The organism is Fontibacter flavus (genome assembly GCF_042432905.1).
Taxonomy (GTDB): Bacteria; Bacteroidota; Bacteroidia; order Cytophagales; family Cyclobacteriaceae; genus Fontibacter; species Fontibacter flavus.
Window position 1 is genome coordinate 24,695 of sequence record NZ_JBHLWI010000025.1, and the last position, 21,150, is coordinate 45,844.

The following is a 21,150-nucleotide window of genomic DNA, read 5'->3' on the forward strand; positions in this document are numbered from 1 at the left end:
TGGGGAGCAATATCAATCAACCTTTACACTTAACACAGGTATATCAGATTTATAAAGCACGGTATCGGTGGTTCCGATTTGGTAAGTGGATTTTCCTTTTCTGTTGTTGGAAGCCATACCAATAAAACCAATTTTATTGCTTTCCGCAAATTCTACGATGCCATTTTCACTTTCTTGGTGGTTGAAAATATGTTTATGGATTACTATATCTTCCAATCCCTTCGCATATTTCTCCATCAACTTCATGGCTTCGCCGGAATCAACAAAAGCATGGGGAGTGTTGACAAACAGGAAATGAACAGAGGTATGGAAAGCCTTGATCAATGGCTTCATTTTCATGAAAGCTGGCCTGGAATCTTCATTGAACATGGACGCAAATGCCATTTTTCTAAGATCATTGCCATTCATTACTTTCTTAACTGCCAAAACAGGGCAATCTGCATTTCTTAAGACTTTTTGAAGATTGGAACCGACAAACTTTTCATTGGTATGCTCTTTTCCATAAGCTCCGATAATAATCATATCAGCCTTCTGTTTGTTGGCAAGCTCAATGATCATTTCATGGGGTACCCCTACTGTCACTACTGTCTCCACAGGTACGCCACCAAGTTTATGTTCCATCACAAAAGCCTTTATCCAATCTTTTGCTTCAGCCTCCATATCAAGAATTTCAGGATGGTTTTTTCTTCTATCAGCACTCAGATTTTTCCAATCCAAAGGAGTGCTCACCACGTTGACGCAAGTAATACTACTATCCACCTTCTCAGCAATTTTAAGGGCCGTCAAAAATGCATTTTCAGAATAGGAGGAGAAATCGACGGGAACAATTATTCTTTTCATGGCTTTGCGGTTTTGGTTTTGACATGCTTAAAATTCCAAAATTATCGACTAAAAAACCCTGACTAAAATCATTAAAATCCCTGATTATTAACACATAGATCTCTTAATGTGGAAGTTAAATTTGGTTAATAGAAAAACAAACAACCAACAACTATGACGTTAAAAGGAAAACATGCCATCATCACAGGCGGGGCTGGAGGGATCGGGAAATCCACCGCTGCTTTGTATCTCAAGGAAGGTATCGAGGGACTATTACTGGTGGATCTTAGTGAAGAAAACCTCAAATCAGCTAAGAAGGAACTGAATGATGATCGGGTATATACTTATGCAGCAGATGTCAGCAATCCAGCTCAGGTAAAAGCCTATACAGACAAGGCCGTAGACCTTTTTGGAAAACTGGACATCGTATTCTTAAATGCCGGCTATGAAGGAGTGGTCAAGCCACTGTCTGATTATCCAGAGGAAGTGTATGATAAGGTTTTGGCAGTAAATGTCAAAGGAGTATGGTTAGGGCTTAAATGTGCCTTTCCCTACATGCAAAATTCCGGTGGCGGGTCCATCATCATCACTTCATCTGTGGCCGGTCTTAGAGGGACACCACAGACAATGGCTTACACTACGAGTAAGCATGCCGTCATCGGCAGCATGAGGGTTGCTGCCCTGGAAGGTGCACCTTTCAATATCCGGGTCAACTCCATCCACCCTTCTCCTGTTGACAACAGGATGATGAGATCATTGGAAGAAGGTTTTGCCCCTGGTGCTGCATCCGAAGCTAAAAAGGGATTTGAGAAAGCCATTCCTCTGGGAAGATATGCAACCAATGAGGATATTGCCAATATGGCCCTCTTTCTAGCATCTGACAACAGTAAATTCATAACTGGCTCAATCAATGTGGTTGACGGTGGTTTTAGTGCTTGATAAATAGGTTTGGTGGCAAAAAAGGGTCAGATATCTTATCCGACCCTTTTTCTATTGTGACTTTTATCACTAACTTGGTATTGGGCTAGACCTACTTTTAAAAAAATTTTGACTATGGACATAGAAGAATTAAAGCACAAATTACCCAACATAACTGATCCGAACTTATTAAAGGCCTTAATAGAACATGGCACTATTATGGAATTTCAACCTGGTAAGGCCATTACTGAACCAGGGCAGTTCATCAAAATGGTACCTATCATATTGGAAGGTTCTGTGAAGATTATTCGTACAGACGAAGATGGGAAGGAGTTATTTTTATACTATTTGGAACCTGGAGAAACCTGTGCCCTATCCTTAACCTGTTGTTCTGCCTCCAAACCAAGCGAAATAAAAGCCATAGCAGAAGAAAAAACCGTATTGCTGGCAATTCCCATCTCTAAACATGAAGAATGGCTGGATTGCTTTAGACAATGGAAAGATTTCGTCTCCATGACCTATCAGTCTAGATTTCAAGAAATGCTGGTAGCATTGGATGCTGTCGCCTTCAAAAGGATGGACGAACGACTGATGCGCTACATAGTGACCAAGATGAAGCAACAAAAAACCAATGAGCTTCAAACTACCCATCAGGAAATCGCCAATGAATTGGGCACTTCCCGTGAAGTGATTTCCAGATTGCTTAAGCAATTGGAAAAGAAAAAATGGATTGAATTGGGAAGAAACGTCATTTATATCAGAGACGACTTTGAGGAGTTGATCAGTGCATAAGAGCTTGCCGAAATTTGTAATTTAGTGAAAGGATAAAGCGGATTTGTAATCCGCCTACTCAACCACTAAAAAAACAAAGAATTATAAATCCTTGATATTGCTCCACGGAATTATAAATCCCGATAAGCGAAAAAAAGCCGGCTGTCAAACAGCCGGCTTTTCATTTTTATTTAGCCTCCTATCATGGCAGGTTTGATATTGTATTTTCTCTTCAGGTCATGAACAAGACCAGTGGAGAAGTCAAAAACCCAAGCGTGAAGTTTTAATTGAACACCTCTGGCGATGGCTTGCTTGTAAATGGAAGATTGCTTGATATTCTCAATCTGCTCCAATACATTCAACTCCACCAACTTGTTGAGCTTTTCTGTCTCATCAGCAATCATTTCCAACTCTTGCTTATGATGTCTAATGACATCCTTGATGTTGGCCAGCCAGTTATCAATCAATCCATTGGTCTGATTATCATAGGCTGCTTTGATGCCTCCGCAACCATAATGGCCGTAGACTATGATATCATTGATCCCTAAGTTTTCAACTGCATATTGCATTACAGAAAGAAAATTCAGATCCGTATGGGATACCACATTGGCGATGTTCCGATGAATAAACAGCTCACCTAATTCAAGACCCAATACTTTTGAAGGAGAAACCCTACTGTCAGAGCAGCCCACCAAAAGGGCTTTAGGTGCTTGACCTTCTTTCAATGAATCGAAATAGTCTCCCTGAAGAGCGCGCATTTCTGTCGCCCAATCTTTGTTGAAATCGAGATATTTATTTAAATCTATCTGACACATGTGATTATTTTTTATTCGTTTGAAGTGCGTAAGGAGTATATTTTTCAAGTAATTCCTCATCGATATTCTTATCAAATGAAGCTACAGCCGAATTGTCATCCAGGAATACATGGTCTGTACCTACAAGATCCAGGATACCCCATTTGTTCAGGACATCACGGACAGGACCTTTGATACCTGTCATACAAACATCTATTCCTGTTTTCCTCCATGACTGAATCCATTCATTAAGCTCATGCGCACCGGTACTGTCAATATTGGTCACACTTTCCATATTAAAGACAATCATCCTTACCTGATCGTTCTTATCTGAGATCCACTTATCCAAATTGTCTTTGATGTATTCCACATTTGCAAAATAAACCGGACCGTCTACCCTGACCATCAACAAATCATTTCTCTGTTCCAAATTCTGGAATCTGCTGACGTTTCTGAAAATATTGGTTCCTGGAACCCTGCCCAACTGTGCCATATGGGGTCTGGAAGCCCTGAAAATGACTACCAATAAGGATAACACCATTCCGGCTATAATCCCGGTCTCAATACCCAATGTTAGCGTGATGATAAATGTGGCAATCAACATCGCAAAATCTGATTTGTCTTTATGCCATAAATGGATAGGCTCTTTGTAATCGATCAATCCGGATACAGCTACCAAGACTACTGCTGCCAAAATCGCACTTGGTAGATTGTAGAATAAACCTGTAAAGAACAATAAGGTAAGAACGATCAATACCGTACTGAAAATGGAAGCCAAACCTGTTTTAGCACCTGCATCATTGTTGACGGCAGTTCTTGAAAAACCACCTGTAACTGGATAACCCTTAAAGAAGGCTGCACCGAAGTTGGCCATTCCCAAACCAATCAATTCTTGGTTAGCATCCAATCTGTAATTTTTATGCTTGGCCTGAATGGTTTTGGCTACTGCAAAACTCTCCGCAAAACCAACCAATGAAATCGTCAAAGCAATTGGGAACAAAGTGCCCCAAACTTCCATATCAAAGGAAGGAGACGACAAGGTAGGAAGTCCACTTGGCACATCTCCAACGATTTTGACACCCTGTGAAGTCAGGTCAAAGCCGGAGACCAATGCGATACCCACAATCACCGCTACCAAAGGCGCCGGAAAACTCTTATGGATTTTCTTACCGTATTTGATGATAATGATACCGATCACTCCGATTCCGAAAGTAATCCAATGTATATCACCGATATTCTGGACAATTGCGACTGCCATTTCCTGAATATGTTCGGAATTTGGAAGGTTGATTCGGAATAAGTGCTTGATCTGACTGAGACCAATGATGATGGCTGCCGCAGATGTAAAGCCGTTAATTACCGGGTGAGATAGGAAATTGACCACAAAACCCAATCGCAATAAACCCATTCCAAATTGGATCAGACCCACCAAAAATGCCAGAGAAAGTGCATAAAGCAAATATTGCTCTGGAGAAGAAGGGTTCAAACTGGCTATACCCGCTGCTGTCAAAAGAGAAACCATCGCAACAGGACCCACGGCCAACTGTCTTGATGTACCAAAAATCGCATAAAGCAGTAAAGGAACCGTCACAGCATACAAGCCATGAATAGGCTCAAGTCCTGCAAGCATCGCATATGCCATACCCTGCGGAATCAACATGATTCCTACAGTAAGACCGGCGGATAGATCACCTTGAAGATCGCTTTTCTTATAATTCGGCAACCAATCTAAGATGGGTAAAAACCCCTTAATGGTATTGGAAATACTTTTCATAGTGTTTTATCTATTGTTATTTTATGTTGTTGAATCGTTAAAGGCTTATAATTCCCATTTCGATAAACAAAAGTCCATACTTTAAGCAAGAGATTTGGTGATGTTTGTTACATGTTGGTGTATGGTTAAGAGAAAATCACAAATAGCGCTAAAATATGAAGGCTATATTAAGCCATCTTTATTTTTTGATCAATTCCTCCAATCGCAAATGGAGATGTCAAATCCTTTGCTGAAATTTCTTTCCTGATTGATTCCCTTACTATGTCAAAATATAAATTACTGTCGGGCTTCTTCTTGCTCCTCACCATTTCTGCCTTTCAAAATACTTGGGCTCAAAATCATTCCTCCAAGAAAGCCTTTGTTCAGTCCATCGCTTTTGGCTCCTGTAATAAGCATGATCTTTCCCAACAACTTTGGAACCCAATCAATACGGACAAGCCGGATGTTTGGATTTGGTTGGGAGATATTGTCTATGGTGACACCCATGACATGGATTTACTACAAGAAAAATATAAACTTCAAAATGAAGTCCCTGAATATCAAAAGCTGAAAGCAAATTCAACAGTGATCGGCATTTGGGATGACCATGATTATGGCATCAATGATGGTGGTAAGTATTACTCAAAGAAAGAAGCTTCCCAACAGCTTTTACTTGATTTTTTGGATGAACCAAAGGAAAGTCCAAGAAGAAACCAAGAAGGTGCTTATTCCTCCCATTCTTTTGGTACAGGAGATAATTCCGTTAAAATCATACTTTTGGACGCAAGATACCACCGGGACACTTTGAAAAAGGAGAATGGGAAATACATCCCCAATATGGAAGGTACGGTTTTAGGCGAAGCACAATGGCAATGGCTGGAAAACGAACTCAAAACCAGTAACGCTCGAATCACCATCATTGCTTCAGGAATCCAGGTTATTCCCACCGAACATCCCTTCGAAAAATGGGAGAACTTCCCTCAGGAAAGAGAAAGGTTGTTGAATCTGATTGCCAGTTCAAAGGCAAAAAACCCTGTTTTGTTAAGTGGTGATAGACATATTGCTGAGATTTCACTTTTGAAGGACTTTAGGTTTCCATACGGACTTTACGAAATCACTTCCTCTGGAATGACCCATACCTGGTCAAATTATCGGGAAGAGTATAATCCTTATAGAGTTGGAAACCTCATCGCTTCTCTTCATTATGGAAATCTCAATTTTGACTGGGAAAACGAAAAAATGACTTTTTACATCAAAGGAGAAAATGGGCAGGTCTATTTGGAACAAGTGATTCCTATTCATTGATGATAAAACATCAAATCATAACATCCATCCTATTTAGGGAAATAATGTACCCCTTAAGCAGCAATCCCATTAGGGATTGCCTATTTATAATTTCAATACAGCCTGTATTTCTCCCGCATCACCTTAAACGTATCCAAATCCTTCTGCCAACTTGCCCTGATTTCCGCCTCTGATTTTCCTGCCAGGATATCTTTCCTCAATTGGTCAGTTCCTGCCAACTTATCAAAAAAGGTGTTGAAGAATTTTTCTTTCTTACCTGAAATCTCATAAGCCCCAAGCAGATACTTCAAGGTAAACTGATGGTCCAAAGGCTCATTCCGCAAATCCTCTCCATAACATAATCTATCCTGTTGTGGTGGATTTTTGGACATCCCTACAATGCTGACCGGGGTAAAGGTAAAATCTCCAAATTTAGGGTCTGGATAACCATAGACTTGAAAAGGATAATATGTTCCCCTACCCAATGACAAATCTGTTCCCTCAAAATAACACAATGACGGATAAAGTCTGATCGCTGTATCATTGGGCAAATTTGGTGATGGTTTTACAGGAAGACTATAAGATTTGGAATGGTTCCAATTTTTGACTTTCACTACCTGGATTTCCGGTTGGGATTTACCTGCCAACCAACCCTCTCCTATGATCATTTGGGCCAACTCCCCTACTGTTAGACCATGGACTACCGGTATGGGGTGCATGCCCACAAAGCTTTCAAATCCTTTTTTCAACACGGGCCCATCTACATAATTACCATTCGGATTGGGTCGGTCAAAAATCAATAAAGGCATACCGTGTTCAGCACAGCTTTCCATCACATAATGCATGGTGCTGATATAAGTAAAAAACCTCACCCCCACATCCTGTAAATCATAAATCAGGATATCAATATCCGATAGCGCTTCAGCAGAAGGTTTTTTATTGTTGCCATATAAAGAAACGATGGGGAGACCGGTGCTTTTATCAATTTCTGATTTGACCTCTTCGCCGGCATCTGCATCACCCCGGAAACCATGTTCGGGCACAAAAACTTTCATTACATTGACACCCTCCATCATCAGGTAATCTACTAGGTGGATATTGTTTTTGCTAGTCAAAATTGATGTCTGATTCACCACTAACCCTACCCTTTTTCCTTCCAATAGAGGCAGGTAAATTTCAGGTTGATCTGCAGCGGGTAAAATCTCCCCTTGGATCAAGACTGATTCTTTTGGCGTTTCTGGCTTCTTATTTTTGCAAAAAGCAAAAGAACTGAGTAAAAAACTGAAGAGAATCATCAATTTGAATGGCTTCATGTTTATTTTGCGCTAGATTTTGACCAAATTAATAAATTCCTTGAACCTTTCTTATTTCATTGCCAAAAGAATCAGCTTTAAAAGAACAGGAGGCTTTACCGGGACCATCCATAGGATAGCTGTGGCTTCTGTGGCCATAGGCATTGCTATTTCCCTGATTTCTTTCATGATATTGGGAGGGTTTCAAAATGAAATTTCCAACAAGGTATTTTCTTTCACCGGACATTTTCAGGTCATGCGCTTCATGTCCGGAAATGCCTTTGAAGAATCCCCAACTTCTAAAAAGTCTGACTTTTTTAGAACATACCAGCAGGAATCCAATATCAGGCATGTACAGTCTTTTGCGCATAAGCCTGGATTGCTCAAAGGAGACAATGAAGTAGAAGGCGTCCTGATGAAAGGTGTTGGGCCCGAATTCGATTCTCTTGCTTTTAAGCCTTCCATTAAAAAAGGTAGATTTATCCAATTCTTGGACTCCTCTGCCAGTAACGAGGTGGTGATGAGTACCAAAATCGCTAACAAATTGCTGCTCGATGTGGGAGACCGTGTCACCATGTATTATGTGCAGGAACCTCCCAGATTTAGAAGATTGGAAATAGTGGGTCTGTACGAAACATTCCTGGAAAACTTTGACGACAAAATCATTATTGGCGATATTCAGACCATTAGAAACCTCAATGGTTGGTCTGAAGATCAGGTGGGCGGATTTGAAATTTTTGTAAATGACCCGACAAAGTTGGAGGAATTTGAAGAACCGCTTAACGACATATTGGACTATGATCTTAAATTGGTCAAAGTTACCGACAAATACTTGGAGATTTTTGACTGGCTTCAATTGCTCAACAATAACGTGTACATTTTCTTGGGATTGATTCTTTTTGTCGCAGCCTTCAATATGGTTTCCATTCTCTTTATTTTGATCATGGAAAGGACCCAAATGATCGGAATCTTAAAATCACTTGGTGCCAAAAATAGGCTGATTAGGAGGGTGTTTGTCTGGAATGGTATAAGAATTATAGGAAGAGGCCTTCTTATCGGAAACGGCATCGCCGTGACTTTTGGCTGGCTACAGGACAAGTTCAAGTTGATTCCCCTTGACCCTGAAAATTATTACATGAGCTTTGTCCCTATTTTTTGGAACTGGCCCGTATTTATTATCATGAACTTTGTGGTGTTATTGGTAACCACTTTGGTGCTCTTTTTACCGGCCATGGTCATCAGCAACATCCAACCTATCAAAGCTATACGCTTCGATTAGGCCTATAACGGACAAAAAAACTCTTGATTTTGAGATAAATCACCCCGAATACTGCCTCTCTGAATATATGCGTACTCATCTTGGAAGTTCCTTTGGTTCTATCTGTAAAAATAATAGGCACTTCCTTGATCTTAAAACCAAGTTTCCATGTAGTAAACTTCATCTCAATCTGAAAGGCATATCCAATGAACTGGATACTGTTTAGGTTAATGGCTTCCAACACCCGCCTGGTATAACACTTGAATCCCGCGGTAGCATCTTTGATGGGCATACCTGTGATAAATTGTACATATTTGCTTGCAAAAAAAGACATCAATACCCTTCCCATTGGCCAATTGACCACATTGACTCCGGTGATGTACCGGGAACCGATAGCCATATCATAGCCTTCTTCAGCACAAGCTTTGTATAGGCGGATTAGATCCTGAGGATTATGGGAGAAATCAGCATCCATTTCGAAGATATACTGGTACCCATTCATCAAACCATATCGAAAACCCTCTATATAAGCAGTCCCCAAACCCAACTTTCCTTCTCTTTGAATTAAATGAAGTCGCTCAGGAAAGTCTTTTTTTAAGTTTTTGACTACTTCTGCAGTACCATCAGGAGAATTATCATCTATGATCAGCAGATCAAAATCACCCTCAAGTCCCATGACCTTAAGGATTATCTCCTGGATATTTTCCAGCTCATTATAAGTGGGGATGATGACGAGTTTATCTTGTTGCATAAAAACAGAAAGCCAAAAATATGATTTATCACATGGAATTATAGTCTCTAAAGCAAAAAATCATAAAATTGCTTTATAATTGCCTACAAATTCCATTTGAACATGATGAAAATCGGCGTGATCACCTATGAAAACCGGGGTTCCTATGCTGCTTCCAATGTAGTAGATGAAGATGAATTATTGGAAAACCTACTCCAGGAAATGGGCCTTGACTTTACTTTTGAAGTTTGGTCTGACCTGTCAGTGGATTGGAAACAGTATGATTTACTGCTGATCAAATCACCCTGGGATTATTTCGATCACTATCCCGAGTTTTTAAACTGGTGCCAAAAAATACAGAATTTGGGGATCAGAACCTTAAATGCCATGGAAACCATCATTTGGAATTCGGATAAATGGTACCTGAAGACTATTCAGGAAAAAGGCTTCCCGATTGTCCCCACCCATTTTTTGCACAAGGGAGAAGGAGTCGATTTGGGTCAGGCTTTTGAGGATTTCTCTACAGAGCAGCTGATCCTCAAACCAACAGTAAGTGGTGGTGCCAAAAATACCCTGAAGTTGCATAAAGATGATTGGAAAAATCAGGAAGATAAGATCAGGACACTTCTTTCTGAAGAAGATTTTATGATACAGCCTTTTGTGGAAGAAGTAGCCACAACAGGAGAATATTCCTATATCTTTTTCAATGGTAAATTTTCGCATGCCGTATTGAAAAGTCCTAAAAAAGGAGAGTTCAGGGTACAGCACTTTTTTGGTGGAGAAATCCATGTCATCTCTCCTACTCCCACTCAATTGGATTACTTACAGCAGCTTGTCCATGAATTCGCCAAGGATACCCTTTATGGACGTGTGGACGGTGTCTGGATCGAGGGGGTATTTTACTTGATGGAGCTCGAACTAATCGAACCATATCTGTTTCTGTTTACCGATAAAAAAGCCTTGGCCAATTATCGACAAGCCCTTTCAGATAGGATAAGTACGGCAATTTAGAGCATATTGCTACAATAGCTGAGTTTGCTTCCTGATTTTCAAATAACAGGAATTCTTTGAGTTAAAGTGTTAATAAAGATTAGATTATTTTGCTTTGAGGTATATTCTGACTGATATGCCATTAAGTTCTATAAAATTGATTTTGCATGAAAATAACATGCAAAATCAATCCTACAAATGGAAAATGGACTATTGAATTCAAGCTCCACTTTTATCATTTAGGAAGCCATTCACATCTAACCAGTGTATGAAGGCGTCAAACCAGCGATTACTGGTACGGTTGGGGTTTCCGAGGCCAAAACCATGGCCCCCGTTCTGATAAAGATGAAACTCAACAGGTCTTCCTGCATTGAACCAAGATTCTACCACACCGAATTGCCCCCTGAAAAGGAAATCATCTGTAGCGATAACATTGAACATTGGGGGAGCATTTGCGGGCACTTCAACAGGCCCCATACCTCCATATATCGGACCGATAAATGCTAATTCCATGGACTTAGAATTCAATGTACAGTGCATCGTTAAGCCTGCACCGGCAGAAAAACCAATCATTCCTATTCTTGATAGATCAACACCCCATTCCTGTGCCCTTTCTACAATCATGGCATAGGCTGCCTCCGCATCCTCCAATTGGTTAGTCAAATCCCATCTTGGAGGGCTTGTCGGAGCAGCATTTTGGGAGGAATTGGAAGTATTGGCTGCAGCAGCGAAACTACGGTTCATAGATTCACCAAAGTCTTCAAGTGATTCTGGGGTAGGTTGAAGACGGTATTTAAGAACAAAGGCTGCTATTCCCTGGTCTGCCAATGCTTGGGCCACTTCCCATCCTTCATTGCCCATGGAAAGCCATCTGAAACCTCCTCCAGGCGCTACGATAACGGCTGCACCATTTGCTTTGCCGGGCTCAGGTAGAAATGGGGTTAAAGTAGCAGTAGAGATGTTCCTTGCCATGGGATCTCCCCATTGACGAAACCAAGTTTCAGGGGCGTTTTGTCCAGCGACTCCGCCAGTTCCAAGAAGAATGGCATTCGGTTCAACTGGATTTTCAAGGGGATAGATTGTCCCGTCCTGCGCCTTTACCGATGCAGTGAAGACAAGCAAAAAGACTAAAGATGCTATTTTTTTAAAGTTTGTGAATGTATCAGGCATAGTGAGAGATAGATTAGTAGAAGACCGAAAATAAACATATTTTTTTAAAAATCATTTGAAGATTCTGGGCAATAATAGCTTCAGGATTTTCCAAATCATAACTTGAATTCTATATCTTTCCCCGCCCTAATCTCCATGCTTTAAAAAAATTTATTTTATTTCCTTCGCTTCAACTCAAGCTTCATCATCAGATCTGTCTGTTCATCAGTTCCGAGCATAAAGAGGTGTTTGTCGAAGGTCCTGAAACCTTGCTTTTCATAAAAGCGGATTGCTTTATGGTTTTCCTCCCAGACTCCCAACCAAATAAAATCCGCATGATGCTGTTTGGCTATTGCTACCGCTTTTTCAATTAGCATTCGTCCGACTTTTTTACCCTGAAATTCCTTTAAAACATAAATCCGTTCTATTTCCACAGCATTTTCATCTTTCAACTCGGACTGTGATTCTTTAAAGTTTAATTTGAGGTACCCGATAACCTCATTACCCATGAAGGTAAAATAAAACTCAGCATTTGGATCATTAAGTTCTGCAATCAATTTGGATGTGGAAAAACCTTCATCCAAGTACTTCTGCATATTTTCTTCGGAATTGGGTGCCGCAAAGGTTTCATAAAAAGTCTTCTTACCTATTTGCTGCAACTGTTCTACCTCTTGAATTGATACTTTGGAAATTTCAATAGCATTCATAAGGCCTAAAATAGGGATAATTTGGCCCTTTTATCAAGTCCACTGACTATCAAAATTGAAAATACTTTTGGCAACACTAAATGTTGAATAGAAAGTTTCTATGAAGGTTATTTCTAGCACACATTATAAAAATTTAATGACCTACCGACAAGCATCAATATGCAATTTCGCATATTGGCTCCCTCTAGCTTCTGCTTGTTGAAGATCCAGGCAACCTGTGGGGTCCTGACTCATCAATTTGGCCATACCTCTATGTGCCAAAGCCTCCACATGCTCAGGTTTTGCTTTCAAAATTGCTTCAAAATCCTCTAATGCCCATGAAATATAACCTATACGCATCAGCACCAATCCCCTATTGTACTTGGCTACTAAATTGTCAGGATCGTATCTGAGGCACATATTGAAAGAACCTGCAGCTCCCAAGAGATCCCCGATCTGGGATCTGGCCATACCTTGGTAAAAATATACGCTTTTATCTTTCGGCTTCAGGTCTTTTGCCAATTGGAAAAATTCATCCGCACTCTCATATCTCCTGTTGAGTAACAATGTTCTTCCCAATAAAAATAAAATATCAAAGTCTTCTGGGGCATATTTGGCTGCCACCAATAAATGGTTCTCAGCATTTCGGTAATCTTCCATTTTCCAATAGAGCTTCCCTATTCCTGCATGTGCCTGGGCATATTGTGGTTCTAATCTTAAAATCGATTTATAATCTTCAAGAGCACTTTCAAAATCCTCCAATTCCTCATAGGACCTTGCCCTTAAATGTAAGGACTTGATATCAGTAACATTGAGAAAAAGAGCTTCGCTGAATTCATTTACAGCTTCTTCGTATGCCCCCATTCTAAACAAGCGCTCTCCTTCAGAAAAACTTCCAAAGCAGGAAGAAAATAAGACCACCAAACAAAAAGGAAAAAGATATCGCATATCAAACTATAACAACCTACTTCAAAACTAAGAAATTAACTGTTAACTTCCCAAACATCTTACTTAAAATTGATGAAAAATAACTTTCATTGGCTGCCTGAAAAGGATAAAAAAGACCTTTAAGGTTTTGAAATCCCCAAAGGCCTTTTCTAAAGAGCTTTTATTTTAACGATTCTAAACTCTTACATCTAGCTTCTAATCTCTCCATTCATTCCGAAATCTGCCTTATCACCTCCCCCTTCTACAACACTCCTTTTGTACTTGGAAGCTGATTCAGGGCATTTTGGTCTCTTGCCACGGCCATTTTGATCGCACGGGCAAGACCCTTAAAGATGGCTTCAATCTTATGGTGTTCATTGCTGCCTTCTGCTTTGATGTTCAGGTTACACTTCGCTGTATCGCTGAATGATTTGAAGAAATGGAAAAACATTTCAGTGGGCATATCTCCAATTTTTTCCCTTTTGAACTCAGCATCCCATACCATCCAAGGCCTTCCACCAAAGTCTATGGCAACTTGTGCCAGCACGTCATCCATGGGCAAAAGAAAACCATAGCGATATATCCCCTTTTTATCTCCAAGAGCCTTCAGATAGGCTTCTCCCAATGCCAAAGCAGTGTCCTCTATGGTATGATGCTCATCTATATGAAGGTCGCCTTTCACCTCGATGGTTAAGTCAGCACCTCCATGTTTGCCCAATTGCTCCAGCATATGGTCAAAGAATGGAAGCCCAGTATAAATTTCACATTTCCCTGTTCCATCCAAATTTACCTTGACATGGATATCTGTTTCAGAGGTTTTTCTGTAAATCTCACCCACTCTTTCAGGCAACCTCAAAAACCGGTAAATTTCATCCCAATCCTTAGTACAGAAAGTAGCCCCTTCTGTTTCCTCTCCTATGAAGATTGATTTACAACCTAGATTCTGCGCCAACAACACATCTGTCTTTCTGTCCCCGATCACATAAGAATTCTCCAAATCATAGTCGCCATTCAAATATTCGGTCAGAAGGCCAATGCCCGGTTTCCGGGTAGGTAGGTTTTCATGTTCAAATGACCTGTCAATGTGCACTGCGGCAAATTTCACATTCTCATTTTCCAAAGTCAGCATCATTTTGTTATGAGGGGGCCAAAAGTCCTCTTCTGGCAGAGAAGACGTCCCCAAACCATCCTGATTGGTCACCATAACCAATTCAAAATCAGTTTCTTCCGCTATCTTCCTTAAATTGGAAATTGCTTTGGGGATAAATTCCAAATCTTCAAGGCTATCAATCTGAAAGTCCGTCTGAGGTTCAACAATAATTGTCCCATCACGGTCAATAAAAAGTGCTTTTTTCATCGTTTATAGGTTCTGTATAATAGGTTCGTATCTGTTCAATGCTTCAATAAGCTGAATATTCTCTTCTCTGGTACCAACTGAAATCCTCAGACAATCTTCACAAAGCACAACTTTGGATCGGTCTCTAACGATGATCATATCATGAATCAGGTACTCATAGATCTTTCTCGCTTGGTCCATTTTCACCAATAGGAAATTGGCATGTGATGGGAAAACATGGAGGACAAAATGCAGTTTATCCAGTTCATCCTCTAAGAAAATTCTCTCGGACAAAACGTTTTTGACCAAATCATCAATTCTGTCAGCCTGGTCCAAGGATTCAAGCACTTTCTGTTGTGTGAGACCTGAAATGTTATAAGGTGGTTTGATTAGATTCAGGATTCTAATGATTTCAGTGGATGCAAATGCCATTCCTATTCTCAGGTTAGCCAAACCCCAGGCCTTGGAGAAGGTCTGCATAACAAGCAGGTTAGAATATTTCCCCAGTTCATGTATAAAACTAGGTTCATCACTAAAGTCAATATAAGCCTCATCTACCACTACCAGCCCTTCAAATTTTTGTAGGACTTCCCTGATCGCATTTCTGTCCATTTTGTTGCCGCTAGGATTATTGGGAGAACAGATAAAGATCACTTTGGTGAATTCATCCACTGCAGCAAGTATTTCTTCAACCTTCAGCTGGAAATCAGCCGTTAGATTCACCCTTTTGATCTCGATATCATTGATAGAAGCTGATACTTCATACATTCCATAAGTTGGAGGTAGGAGAATGATGTTGTCCTTCCCTGGATTGCAGAATGCCCTCATCAATAAATCAATGGCCTCATCACTTCCATTACCCAGGAAAATCTGGCCAATTTCTACCTCCTTTAAGCTGGCCAATTTCTCCTTGATCTCTAATTGATACGGATCAGGATATCGGTTAAATGGCTCATTTGTAAGCGAACCATAGGGGTTTTCATTGGCATCCAAAAATACGCCAACCTTTCCTGAATATTCGTCTCTTGCTGAAGAATAAGGTTTGATTTGGCTGATATGGGGCCTTAAGAGTTTTTCAAGTTGGAAGGCCATTATTTCTTATTTTTGAGATAATTCAATCGAACAGTTACAGCATTTTTGTGGGCATCCAAAAGCTCATTTGCAGCCATCACTTCAATGGTTGGGCCAAGAATTTCCATTCCTGATTCGGTGATTCTCTGATAAGTGATCTTTTTCACAAAACTATCTAAGGAGACACCACTGTAATTCCTGGCGTATCCATAGGTCGGAAGGGTATGGTTGGTACCGGAAGCATAATCGCCTGCAGATTCAGGGGTAAAGTTGCCAATGAAAACAGAGCCTGCGTTGACAATTCTTCTGACAACATCATCTTCATTTTCCACACAGATAATCAAGTGTTCGGGTGCGTAATCGTTGATGAGTTCAATGGCTTTTTCTTCATTGCCCATAACTACAGCAACTGAATTCTCTAAAGCCCTTTCTGCTATATCCTTTCTGGGAAGTTTTCCCAATTGTATCTCTACCTCTTTCATGACCTTTTGGGCTACCTTTTCAGTACTTGCCAGCAAAACCACTTGGGAATCCACACCGTGTTCAGCTTGGGAAAGTAAATCTGCTGCCACAAAAGTGGGAACTGCACTCGCATCTGCATAAACAAGTACTTCTGATGGACCGGCCGGCATATCAATAGCCACCCCCTTTTTAACAGCCAGCTGCTTAGCTGCAGTCACATACTGATTTCCAGGTCCAAAAATCTTATCTACTTTAGGAACAGATTCAGTACCATAGGTCAATGCTGCAATGGCCTGTGCTCCCCCTGCTTTGATTATTTTGTCTATACCGATCAGGTCAGCTGCGTAGAGAATTGCAGGATGTATGTTCCCTTCTTTGTCAGGAGGCGTGCAGAGCACTATCTCCTCACAACCCGCAATATTTGCCGGAATACCTAACATCAAAACAGTGGAAAACAAAGGAGCAGTACCACCGGGAATATACAGACCAACCTTCTGGATTGGAACGGATCTTCTCATACAGGTCACCCCTTCCATCACCTCCATGGTCAGATCAGGCGTTGCCTGCGCTTCATGGAATTTTTCAATATTCTCTTTGGCCACCTGAATTGCAGTTTTAAGCTTTGGATCAACCAATTCCCTGGCAACTCTGATTTCTTCTACAGAAACCAAAAGGTTTTGGATCTGTACATGGTCATACTCCAGTGCAAATTTACGTAAAGCCTTGTCACCCAAGCGCTTGACTTTGCGCATAATCGGTTTGACAATTTTTTCAATATCCTTAGTTTTTTGTACCGGCCTCTTGAGCTTTTTGTTCCATTCGGATTTGGATGGATTGAATATTGTTTTCATATGAAAATCAATGATTTAGTCTTTTTTATTTTTATTTCCAGTTCAACGATCATGTTTTCGGAAATGGCTTTCAATATCAGAGAAATACGACAGGCTGATTTCTATCACATCCACGCTCATTTCTAGGTTCTAGCATCTCGCTTATGGTCTCTCGCTTCTCCCTTCTGACCCCTATATTACCATCTTCTCAATAGGAACCACCAAAATCCCCTCAGCACCAGCAGCCCGAAGCTCTTCGATGTTTTCCCAAAACTGATCCTCGCTCAACACAGAGTGTACCGAAGACCAGCCTTCTTGAGCCAAAGGCAATATGGTCGGGCTTCTCATTCCCGGTATCAAACTGATGATTTTTTCCAGAGATTCGTTTGGTGCGTTGAGCAGAACATATTTATTGCTCTTGCCCTTCTGAACTGCATTCATTCTGAAAAGCAGCTTATCCACGATGGCCAATTTGTCTTCAGTAAGAGATTTGTTGGCAATCAAAACAGCCTCTGATTTGAAGATTTCCTCCACTTCCTTCAGTCCGTTCATCATCAAGGTAGAACCAGAACTTACGATGTCACAGATTCCTTCTGCCAATCCTATACTTGGAGCGATCTCCACTGAGCCCGAAATTTCATGGATATCAGCCTGAATATTATTGTTGGCCAGATAGTCACCCAAAATTTTGGGATAGGAAGTAGCAATGCTCTTTCCTTGAAAATAATGGATATTGGTGTACTCCTGACCTTTTGGAATAGCCAAAGAAAGACGGCACTTAGAAAAACCTAGTTTCTTCAACACGGTCACATCCTTGTCTTTCTCAACCAGTTCATTCTCCCCAACTATACCCAAATCAGCTACACCGTCAGCTACGTAACCTGGAATATCATCGTCTCTTAAGAAAAGAAATTCAATTGGAAAATTAGTAGAAGTAGATTTCAACTTACCTGTGCCATTATAAAATTTGATGCCACATTCTTTGATAAGGCTTAATGAGTCGTCACTTAATCTGCCGCTTTTCTGAACGGCTATACGGATTATAGAATTCATGTATGCAATATACGTTTAGTATCAAAATGTAAATAAGATTTTGGATAATAAGGCTGTATCATATACCAACAGCCACCCCTGGGCGATATGTAAATAATTTCCTCCTTAGGAGGAATGATGGAAATGATGAACAGCACCAACATGGTTATTGGCGGAAAAAAGATGGATATGTAGAAACTGTCTGTTCATTGTAGACACAAATATAAGTTCTAAATCATAACTTCCAAACCACAAAGATGTTTTATCCTGATAAAATTTTCACCAAAAATAGGCTATCCATGAACTGTAGTGACCGTATAATAAATTCAAAAAAACTTTAAATTTTAAATCCTAGAGCCCTTTTGACAGTTTTAATCTTTTTGGAATTTGGATCTTGTAATTTGGATTTTTGAGCTTGGTTAATTGAAGTTTGGTAATTGGTAATTAATAATTTAATACGGGTCCACATCCACCACAAACCTCACTGTTCTAAATTCTTTTTGGGCTTGCAGTTCTTCTAGTATATGCTGGAGTTCATGTTTAAATTGGGCTTGGGCATTACTTGATCGGTCTAATTTGGCAATGGATTCGAAGATGTATTGATTCTTGATTTTGCCGATCAATCCTTTTTCAGGACCTAATAATATCTTCTTCACGGGAATTTCACCCATTAAATTATGGAGATATTTGGCAGCCTTTTCAGCCGTTTTGAAGTCTTTATGCCTCGTGGTGATTTTAATGATTTTCACAAATGGGGGGTAATAAAAACGCTGACGGTCCCCCATCTCCTGAATATAAAATTGCTTATAATCTCCGGAGATAATCTGTTCAAAAATAGCCTGATCAGGTTTCCGTGTCTGAATGATTACCGAACCCTTTTTATCTCTCCTGCCTGCTCTGCCTGCAACTTGGGTTATTTGTTGGAAAGCTCGTTCACCAGCTCTAAAATCAGGGAAATAGAGAATGCGATCAGCATCCATGATTCCTACTACAGTTACTTTATCAAAGTCAAGACCTTTGGTAATCATCTGTGTACCTACCAAAATATCGACATTTCCAGACCCGAAATCTTCCAATAAGCGCTGATAACCATATTTGCTCCGGGTAGTATCCAGGTCCATTCTGGCAATTCTGGCTTCAGGAAACAATAAGGCAAGACTTTCTTCTATGCGCTCCGTTCCCAAGCCAACAGCACTGAGCTTATTACTTCCACAGGCGGGGCAGGTATTGGGGACCTTTTCCTTGAATCCACAATAATGACAGCGCATTTCCTCTCCAAATTGATGGTAAGTTAAACTGACATCACAATGCTCGCATTCGGGAATCCAACCGCAATCTTCGCAGGAAATGTAAGGAGCATAACCCCTTCGGTTTTGAAAGATCAGAACTTGCTCCTGATTGTTTAAGGCTTCCTGAATTTTTTCCCTCAGCATACGGGTAAAATCCAGTTTCAATAGGTTTTTCTTTTTATCCACCAGCATATCCGCAAGATAATAGGCCGGCAATTGGGCTTCCCCAAAACGCTTATCCAGAGCCACATAACCATATTTTTTCATTCGGGCATTATAATAACTCTCAAATGAAGGGGTTGCAGAACCCAATAAGGTTTTGGCCTGGTGCAGCCACGAAAGCATAATGGCAGCATCCCGAGCTTGAAATCTAGGCGCAGGGTCAAATTGTTTGAAGGAAGATTCATGCTCTTCATCCACGATGATCATTCCTAAGCTATCAAAAGGTAGAAATATAGATGACCTTACCCCTACAACAAAAGAAAGTTTTCCGCTCAATACCCCATTCCATACTTCCACCCTTTCATTGTCCGAATATTTGGAATGATAAACCCCCATTTTGCTTCCAAACACCTTCCTTAACCTTCCCACCATATGGGTAGTCAGGGCAATTTCCGGCAACAAGAGTAAAACTTGGGATCCCCCTGCCAAAACTTCTTTGATCAGCGTGATATACAACTCTGTCTTACCACTTCCCGTGATACCGTGAAGCAACACAGTATTCTTTTCCTCAAATTCCTGCTTGATCTGAATCAGTGCCTCATTTTGCTCGGATGAAAGGGATATTTCCTCATCAGAACCTTCCTCTCTTTCAAATCTACTGACGATCAGCTTGTATTCCTCCAAGATCCCATTTTTCACTAAAGTCTTGAGAGACGATGTCGACAACCCTGCATCAGTCAGCACTTTCTTTTCAATACCTTTTTGGTTCAGTTCAGGTTTTTTATAAACTGGAACTTCCTGCAGGTATTTTAATAGGATTTCCTCCTGTTTAGGTTTGACGGAAATTTCATTGAAAAGGGCTTCCAACAACTTTTTGTCAGCGGCATAGGCATTAGCCAATCTGACCCTAGCTTCCACCTTTGGGCTGTATTTTTCTTTGACCTGTTCAAAGACCAATATAGCTTCTTTGATGACCAGGCTTTTGATGATAACATGTATGGACTTAAGACCCAGTACAGACTCACAGTCTTCATAACTCATCTCCTCCTTTTGTCCAAGTGCCTGAAGCAAGATTTCTTCCCTATCATCTAAAGGATAGCTACAAGTATCCGCATCAAAGGTCGGGTTGAGTTGGATTTTGCTTTCACTGCTCAGTTTGAGACCAGAAGGCAATGCTGCATTCATCACTTCACCTATATGACAGCAATAATATTCAGCCATCCAAGCCCAAAAACGTATTTGGATCGGATTTACCGTAGCATAACTGTCCAAAAGATCCATAATGGGCTTGGCTTCATAATTACTGGGCGGCTTTTGATGTACCTTACCGATGATTCCGGTGAGCACTTTCTTTTTCCCAAACTGTACGATAACCCTATATCCTATTCCTATTTCCTCCGATAGGTTACGGGGAACCTTATAAGTAAACATTTTGGGAATAGGTACCGGTAAAATGATATCGGCAAAAAGGTTGGACTTTTCGTCCTTTGCATCATACTGATCTCCAAATAAAGTATCCAAAAGTAATCTAAGGCTAAAGTTGGTAATAGGGCTTATGCAAATGCTGCATCAGTCTCTGATTTTATCTACTCTTATC

General features: G+C 40.5%; 18 protein-coding genes. 5 read left to right on the forward strand and 13 right to left on the reverse strand.

Annotation, left to right across the window (positions count from 1 at the left end):
• Positions 1-12 precede the first annotated feature (12 nt).
• Entirely contained in the window at positions 13-840 is an 828-nt protein-coding gene (locus ACFFIP_RS08845) for a universal stress protein (RefSeq protein WP_382387242.1), read from the reverse strand.
• Positions 841-993: 153 nt separating this feature from the next.
• Between ACFFIP_RS08845 and ACFFIP_RS08850 the strand changes: the two genes are divergently transcribed.
• Both ACFFIP_RS08850 and ACFFIP_RS08855 read left to right on the forward strand, forming a co-directional pair.
• Positions 994-1,758, forward strand: coding sequence for an SDR family NAD(P)-dependent oxidoreductase (locus ACFFIP_RS08850; protein WP_382387243.1), 765 nt, complete (start codon positions 994-996; stop codon positions 1,756-1,758).
• A gap of 114 nt (positions 1,759-1,872) precedes the next feature.
• Positions 1,873-2,529: a Crp/Fnr family transcriptional regulator gene (locus ACFFIP_RS08855; protein WP_382387244.1), complete on the forward strand. Its 657-nt coding sequence runs from the start codon at positions 1,873-1,875 to the stop codon at positions 2,527-2,529.
• A 170-nt stretch (positions 2,530-2,699) separates the two neighbouring features.
• On the opposite strand, the gene ACFFIP_RS08860 is transcribed toward ACFFIP_RS08855, so the two are convergent.
• Positions 2,700-3,323, reverse strand: a complete 624-nt coding sequence (locus ACFFIP_RS08860) for a carbonic anhydrase (protein ID WP_382387245.1) — start codon at positions 3,321-3,323, stop codon at positions 2,700-2,702.
• A 4-nt stretch (positions 3,324-3,327) separates the two neighbouring features.
• Positions 3,328-5,076: a SulP family inorganic anion transporter gene (locus ACFFIP_RS08865; protein ID WP_382387246.1), complete on the reverse strand. Its 1,749-nt coding sequence runs from the start codon at positions 5,074-5,076 to the stop codon at positions 3,328-3,330.
• A gap of 261 nt (positions 5,077-5,337) precedes the next feature.
• Here ACFFIP_RS08865 and ACFFIP_RS08870 point away from each other — a divergent pair, with 261 nt between their 5' ends.
• Positions 5,338-6,360, forward strand: a complete 1,023-nt coding sequence (locus tag ACFFIP_RS08870; protein WP_382387247.1) for an alkaline phosphatase D family protein — start codon at positions 5,338-5,340, stop codon at positions 6,358-6,360.
• A gap of 92 nt (positions 6,361-6,452) precedes the next feature.
• Here ACFFIP_RS08870 and ACFFIP_RS08875 read toward each other — a convergent pair whose 3' ends face one another.
• The gene (locus tag ACFFIP_RS08875; RefSeq protein ID WP_382387248.1) at positions 6,453-7,652 is read right to left on the reverse strand and encodes an exo-beta-N-acetylmuramidase NamZ family protein; all 1,200 of its coding nucleotides are present in this window, start codon (positions 7,650-7,652) and stop codon (positions 6,453-6,455) included.
• A 40-nt stretch (positions 7,653-7,692) separates the two neighbouring features.
• On the opposite strand from ACFFIP_RS08875, the gene ACFFIP_RS08880 reads away from it, so the two are divergent.
• Positions 7,693-8,910 carry an ABC transporter permease gene (locus ACFFIP_RS08880; protein WP_382387277.1) on the forward strand — a complete coding sequence of 406 codons (1,218 nt, stop codon included), beginning with the start codon at positions 7,693-7,695 and terminating at the stop codon, positions 8,908-8,910.
• On the opposite strand, the gene ACFFIP_RS08885 is transcribed toward ACFFIP_RS08880, so the two are convergent.
• Positions 8,894-9,640 (reverse strand): polyprenol monophosphomannose synthase, encoded by a 747-nt coding sequence (locus tag ACFFIP_RS08885; protein ID WP_382387249.1) that lies wholly within the window; start codon positions 9,638-9,640, stop codon positions 8,894-8,896. The genes ACFFIP_RS08880 and ACFFIP_RS08885 overlap by 17 nt on opposite strands.
• A 102-nt stretch (positions 9,641-9,742) precedes the next feature.
• Between ACFFIP_RS08885 and ACFFIP_RS08890 the strand changes: the two genes are divergently transcribed.
• Positions 9,743-10,630: an ATP-grasp domain-containing protein gene (locus tag ACFFIP_RS08890; protein WP_382387250.1), complete on the forward strand. Its 888-nt coding sequence runs from the start codon at positions 9,743-9,745 to the stop codon at positions 10,628-10,630.
• Between the two features lie 198 nt (positions 10,631-10,828).
• On the opposite strand, the gene ACFFIP_RS08895 is transcribed toward ACFFIP_RS08890, so the two are convergent.
• From ACFFIP_RS08895 to priA, 8 genes are all read right to left on the reverse strand, one after another.
• Complete coding sequence (locus tag ACFFIP_RS08895) at positions 10,829-11,779, reverse strand: alpha/beta hydrolase (protein ID WP_382387251.1); 951 nt, start codon at positions 11,777-11,779, stop codon at positions 10,829-10,831.
• A 155-nt stretch (positions 11,780-11,934) separates the two neighbouring features.
• Positions 11,935-12,465 (reverse strand): GNAT family N-acetyltransferase, encoded by a 531-nt coding sequence (locus ACFFIP_RS08900; protein ID WP_382387252.1) that lies wholly within the window; start codon positions 12,463-12,465, stop codon positions 11,935-11,937.
• A gap of 141 nt (positions 12,466-12,606) precedes the next feature.
• Positions 12,607-13,392 carry a tetratricopeptide repeat protein gene (locus ACFFIP_RS08905; protein ID WP_382387253.1) on the reverse strand — a complete coding sequence of 262 codons (786 nt, stop codon included), beginning with the start codon at positions 13,390-13,392 and terminating at the stop codon, positions 12,607-12,609.
• 241 nt (positions 13,393-13,633) lie between these two features.
• Positions 13,634-14,728, reverse strand: a complete 1,095-nt coding sequence (gene hisB / locus ACFFIP_RS08910) for a bifunctional histidinol-phosphatase/imidazoleglycerol-phosphate dehydratase HisB (protein ID WP_382387254.1) — start codon at positions 14,726-14,728, stop codon at positions 13,634-13,636.
• A gap of 3 nt (positions 14,729-14,731) precedes the next feature.
• Positions 14,732-15,799, reverse strand: a complete 1,068-nt coding sequence (hisC, locus tag ACFFIP_RS08915) for a histidinol-phosphate transaminase (protein ID WP_382387255.1) — start codon at positions 15,797-15,799, stop codon at positions 14,732-14,734.
• Complete coding sequence (hisD, locus tag ACFFIP_RS08920) at positions 15,799-17,091, reverse strand: histidinol dehydrogenase (RefSeq protein ID WP_382387256.1); 1,293 nt, start codon at positions 17,089-17,091, stop codon at positions 15,799-15,801. Before hisD ends, hisC begins: the two co-directional genes overlap by 1 nt.
• Before the next feature lie 171 nt (positions 17,092-17,262).
• Entirely contained in the window at positions 17,263-18,123 is an 861-nt protein-coding gene (gene hisG / locus ACFFIP_RS08925) for an ATP phosphoribosyltransferase (RefSeq protein WP_382387257.1), read from the reverse strand.
• 431 nt (positions 18,124-18,554) lie between these two features.
• Positions 18,555-21,074, reverse strand: coding sequence for a replication restart helicase PriA (gene priA, locus ACFFIP_RS08930; protein WP_382387258.1), 2,520 nt, complete (start codon positions 21,072-21,074; stop codon positions 18,555-18,557).
• Positions 21,075-21,150 lie beyond the last annotated feature (76 nt).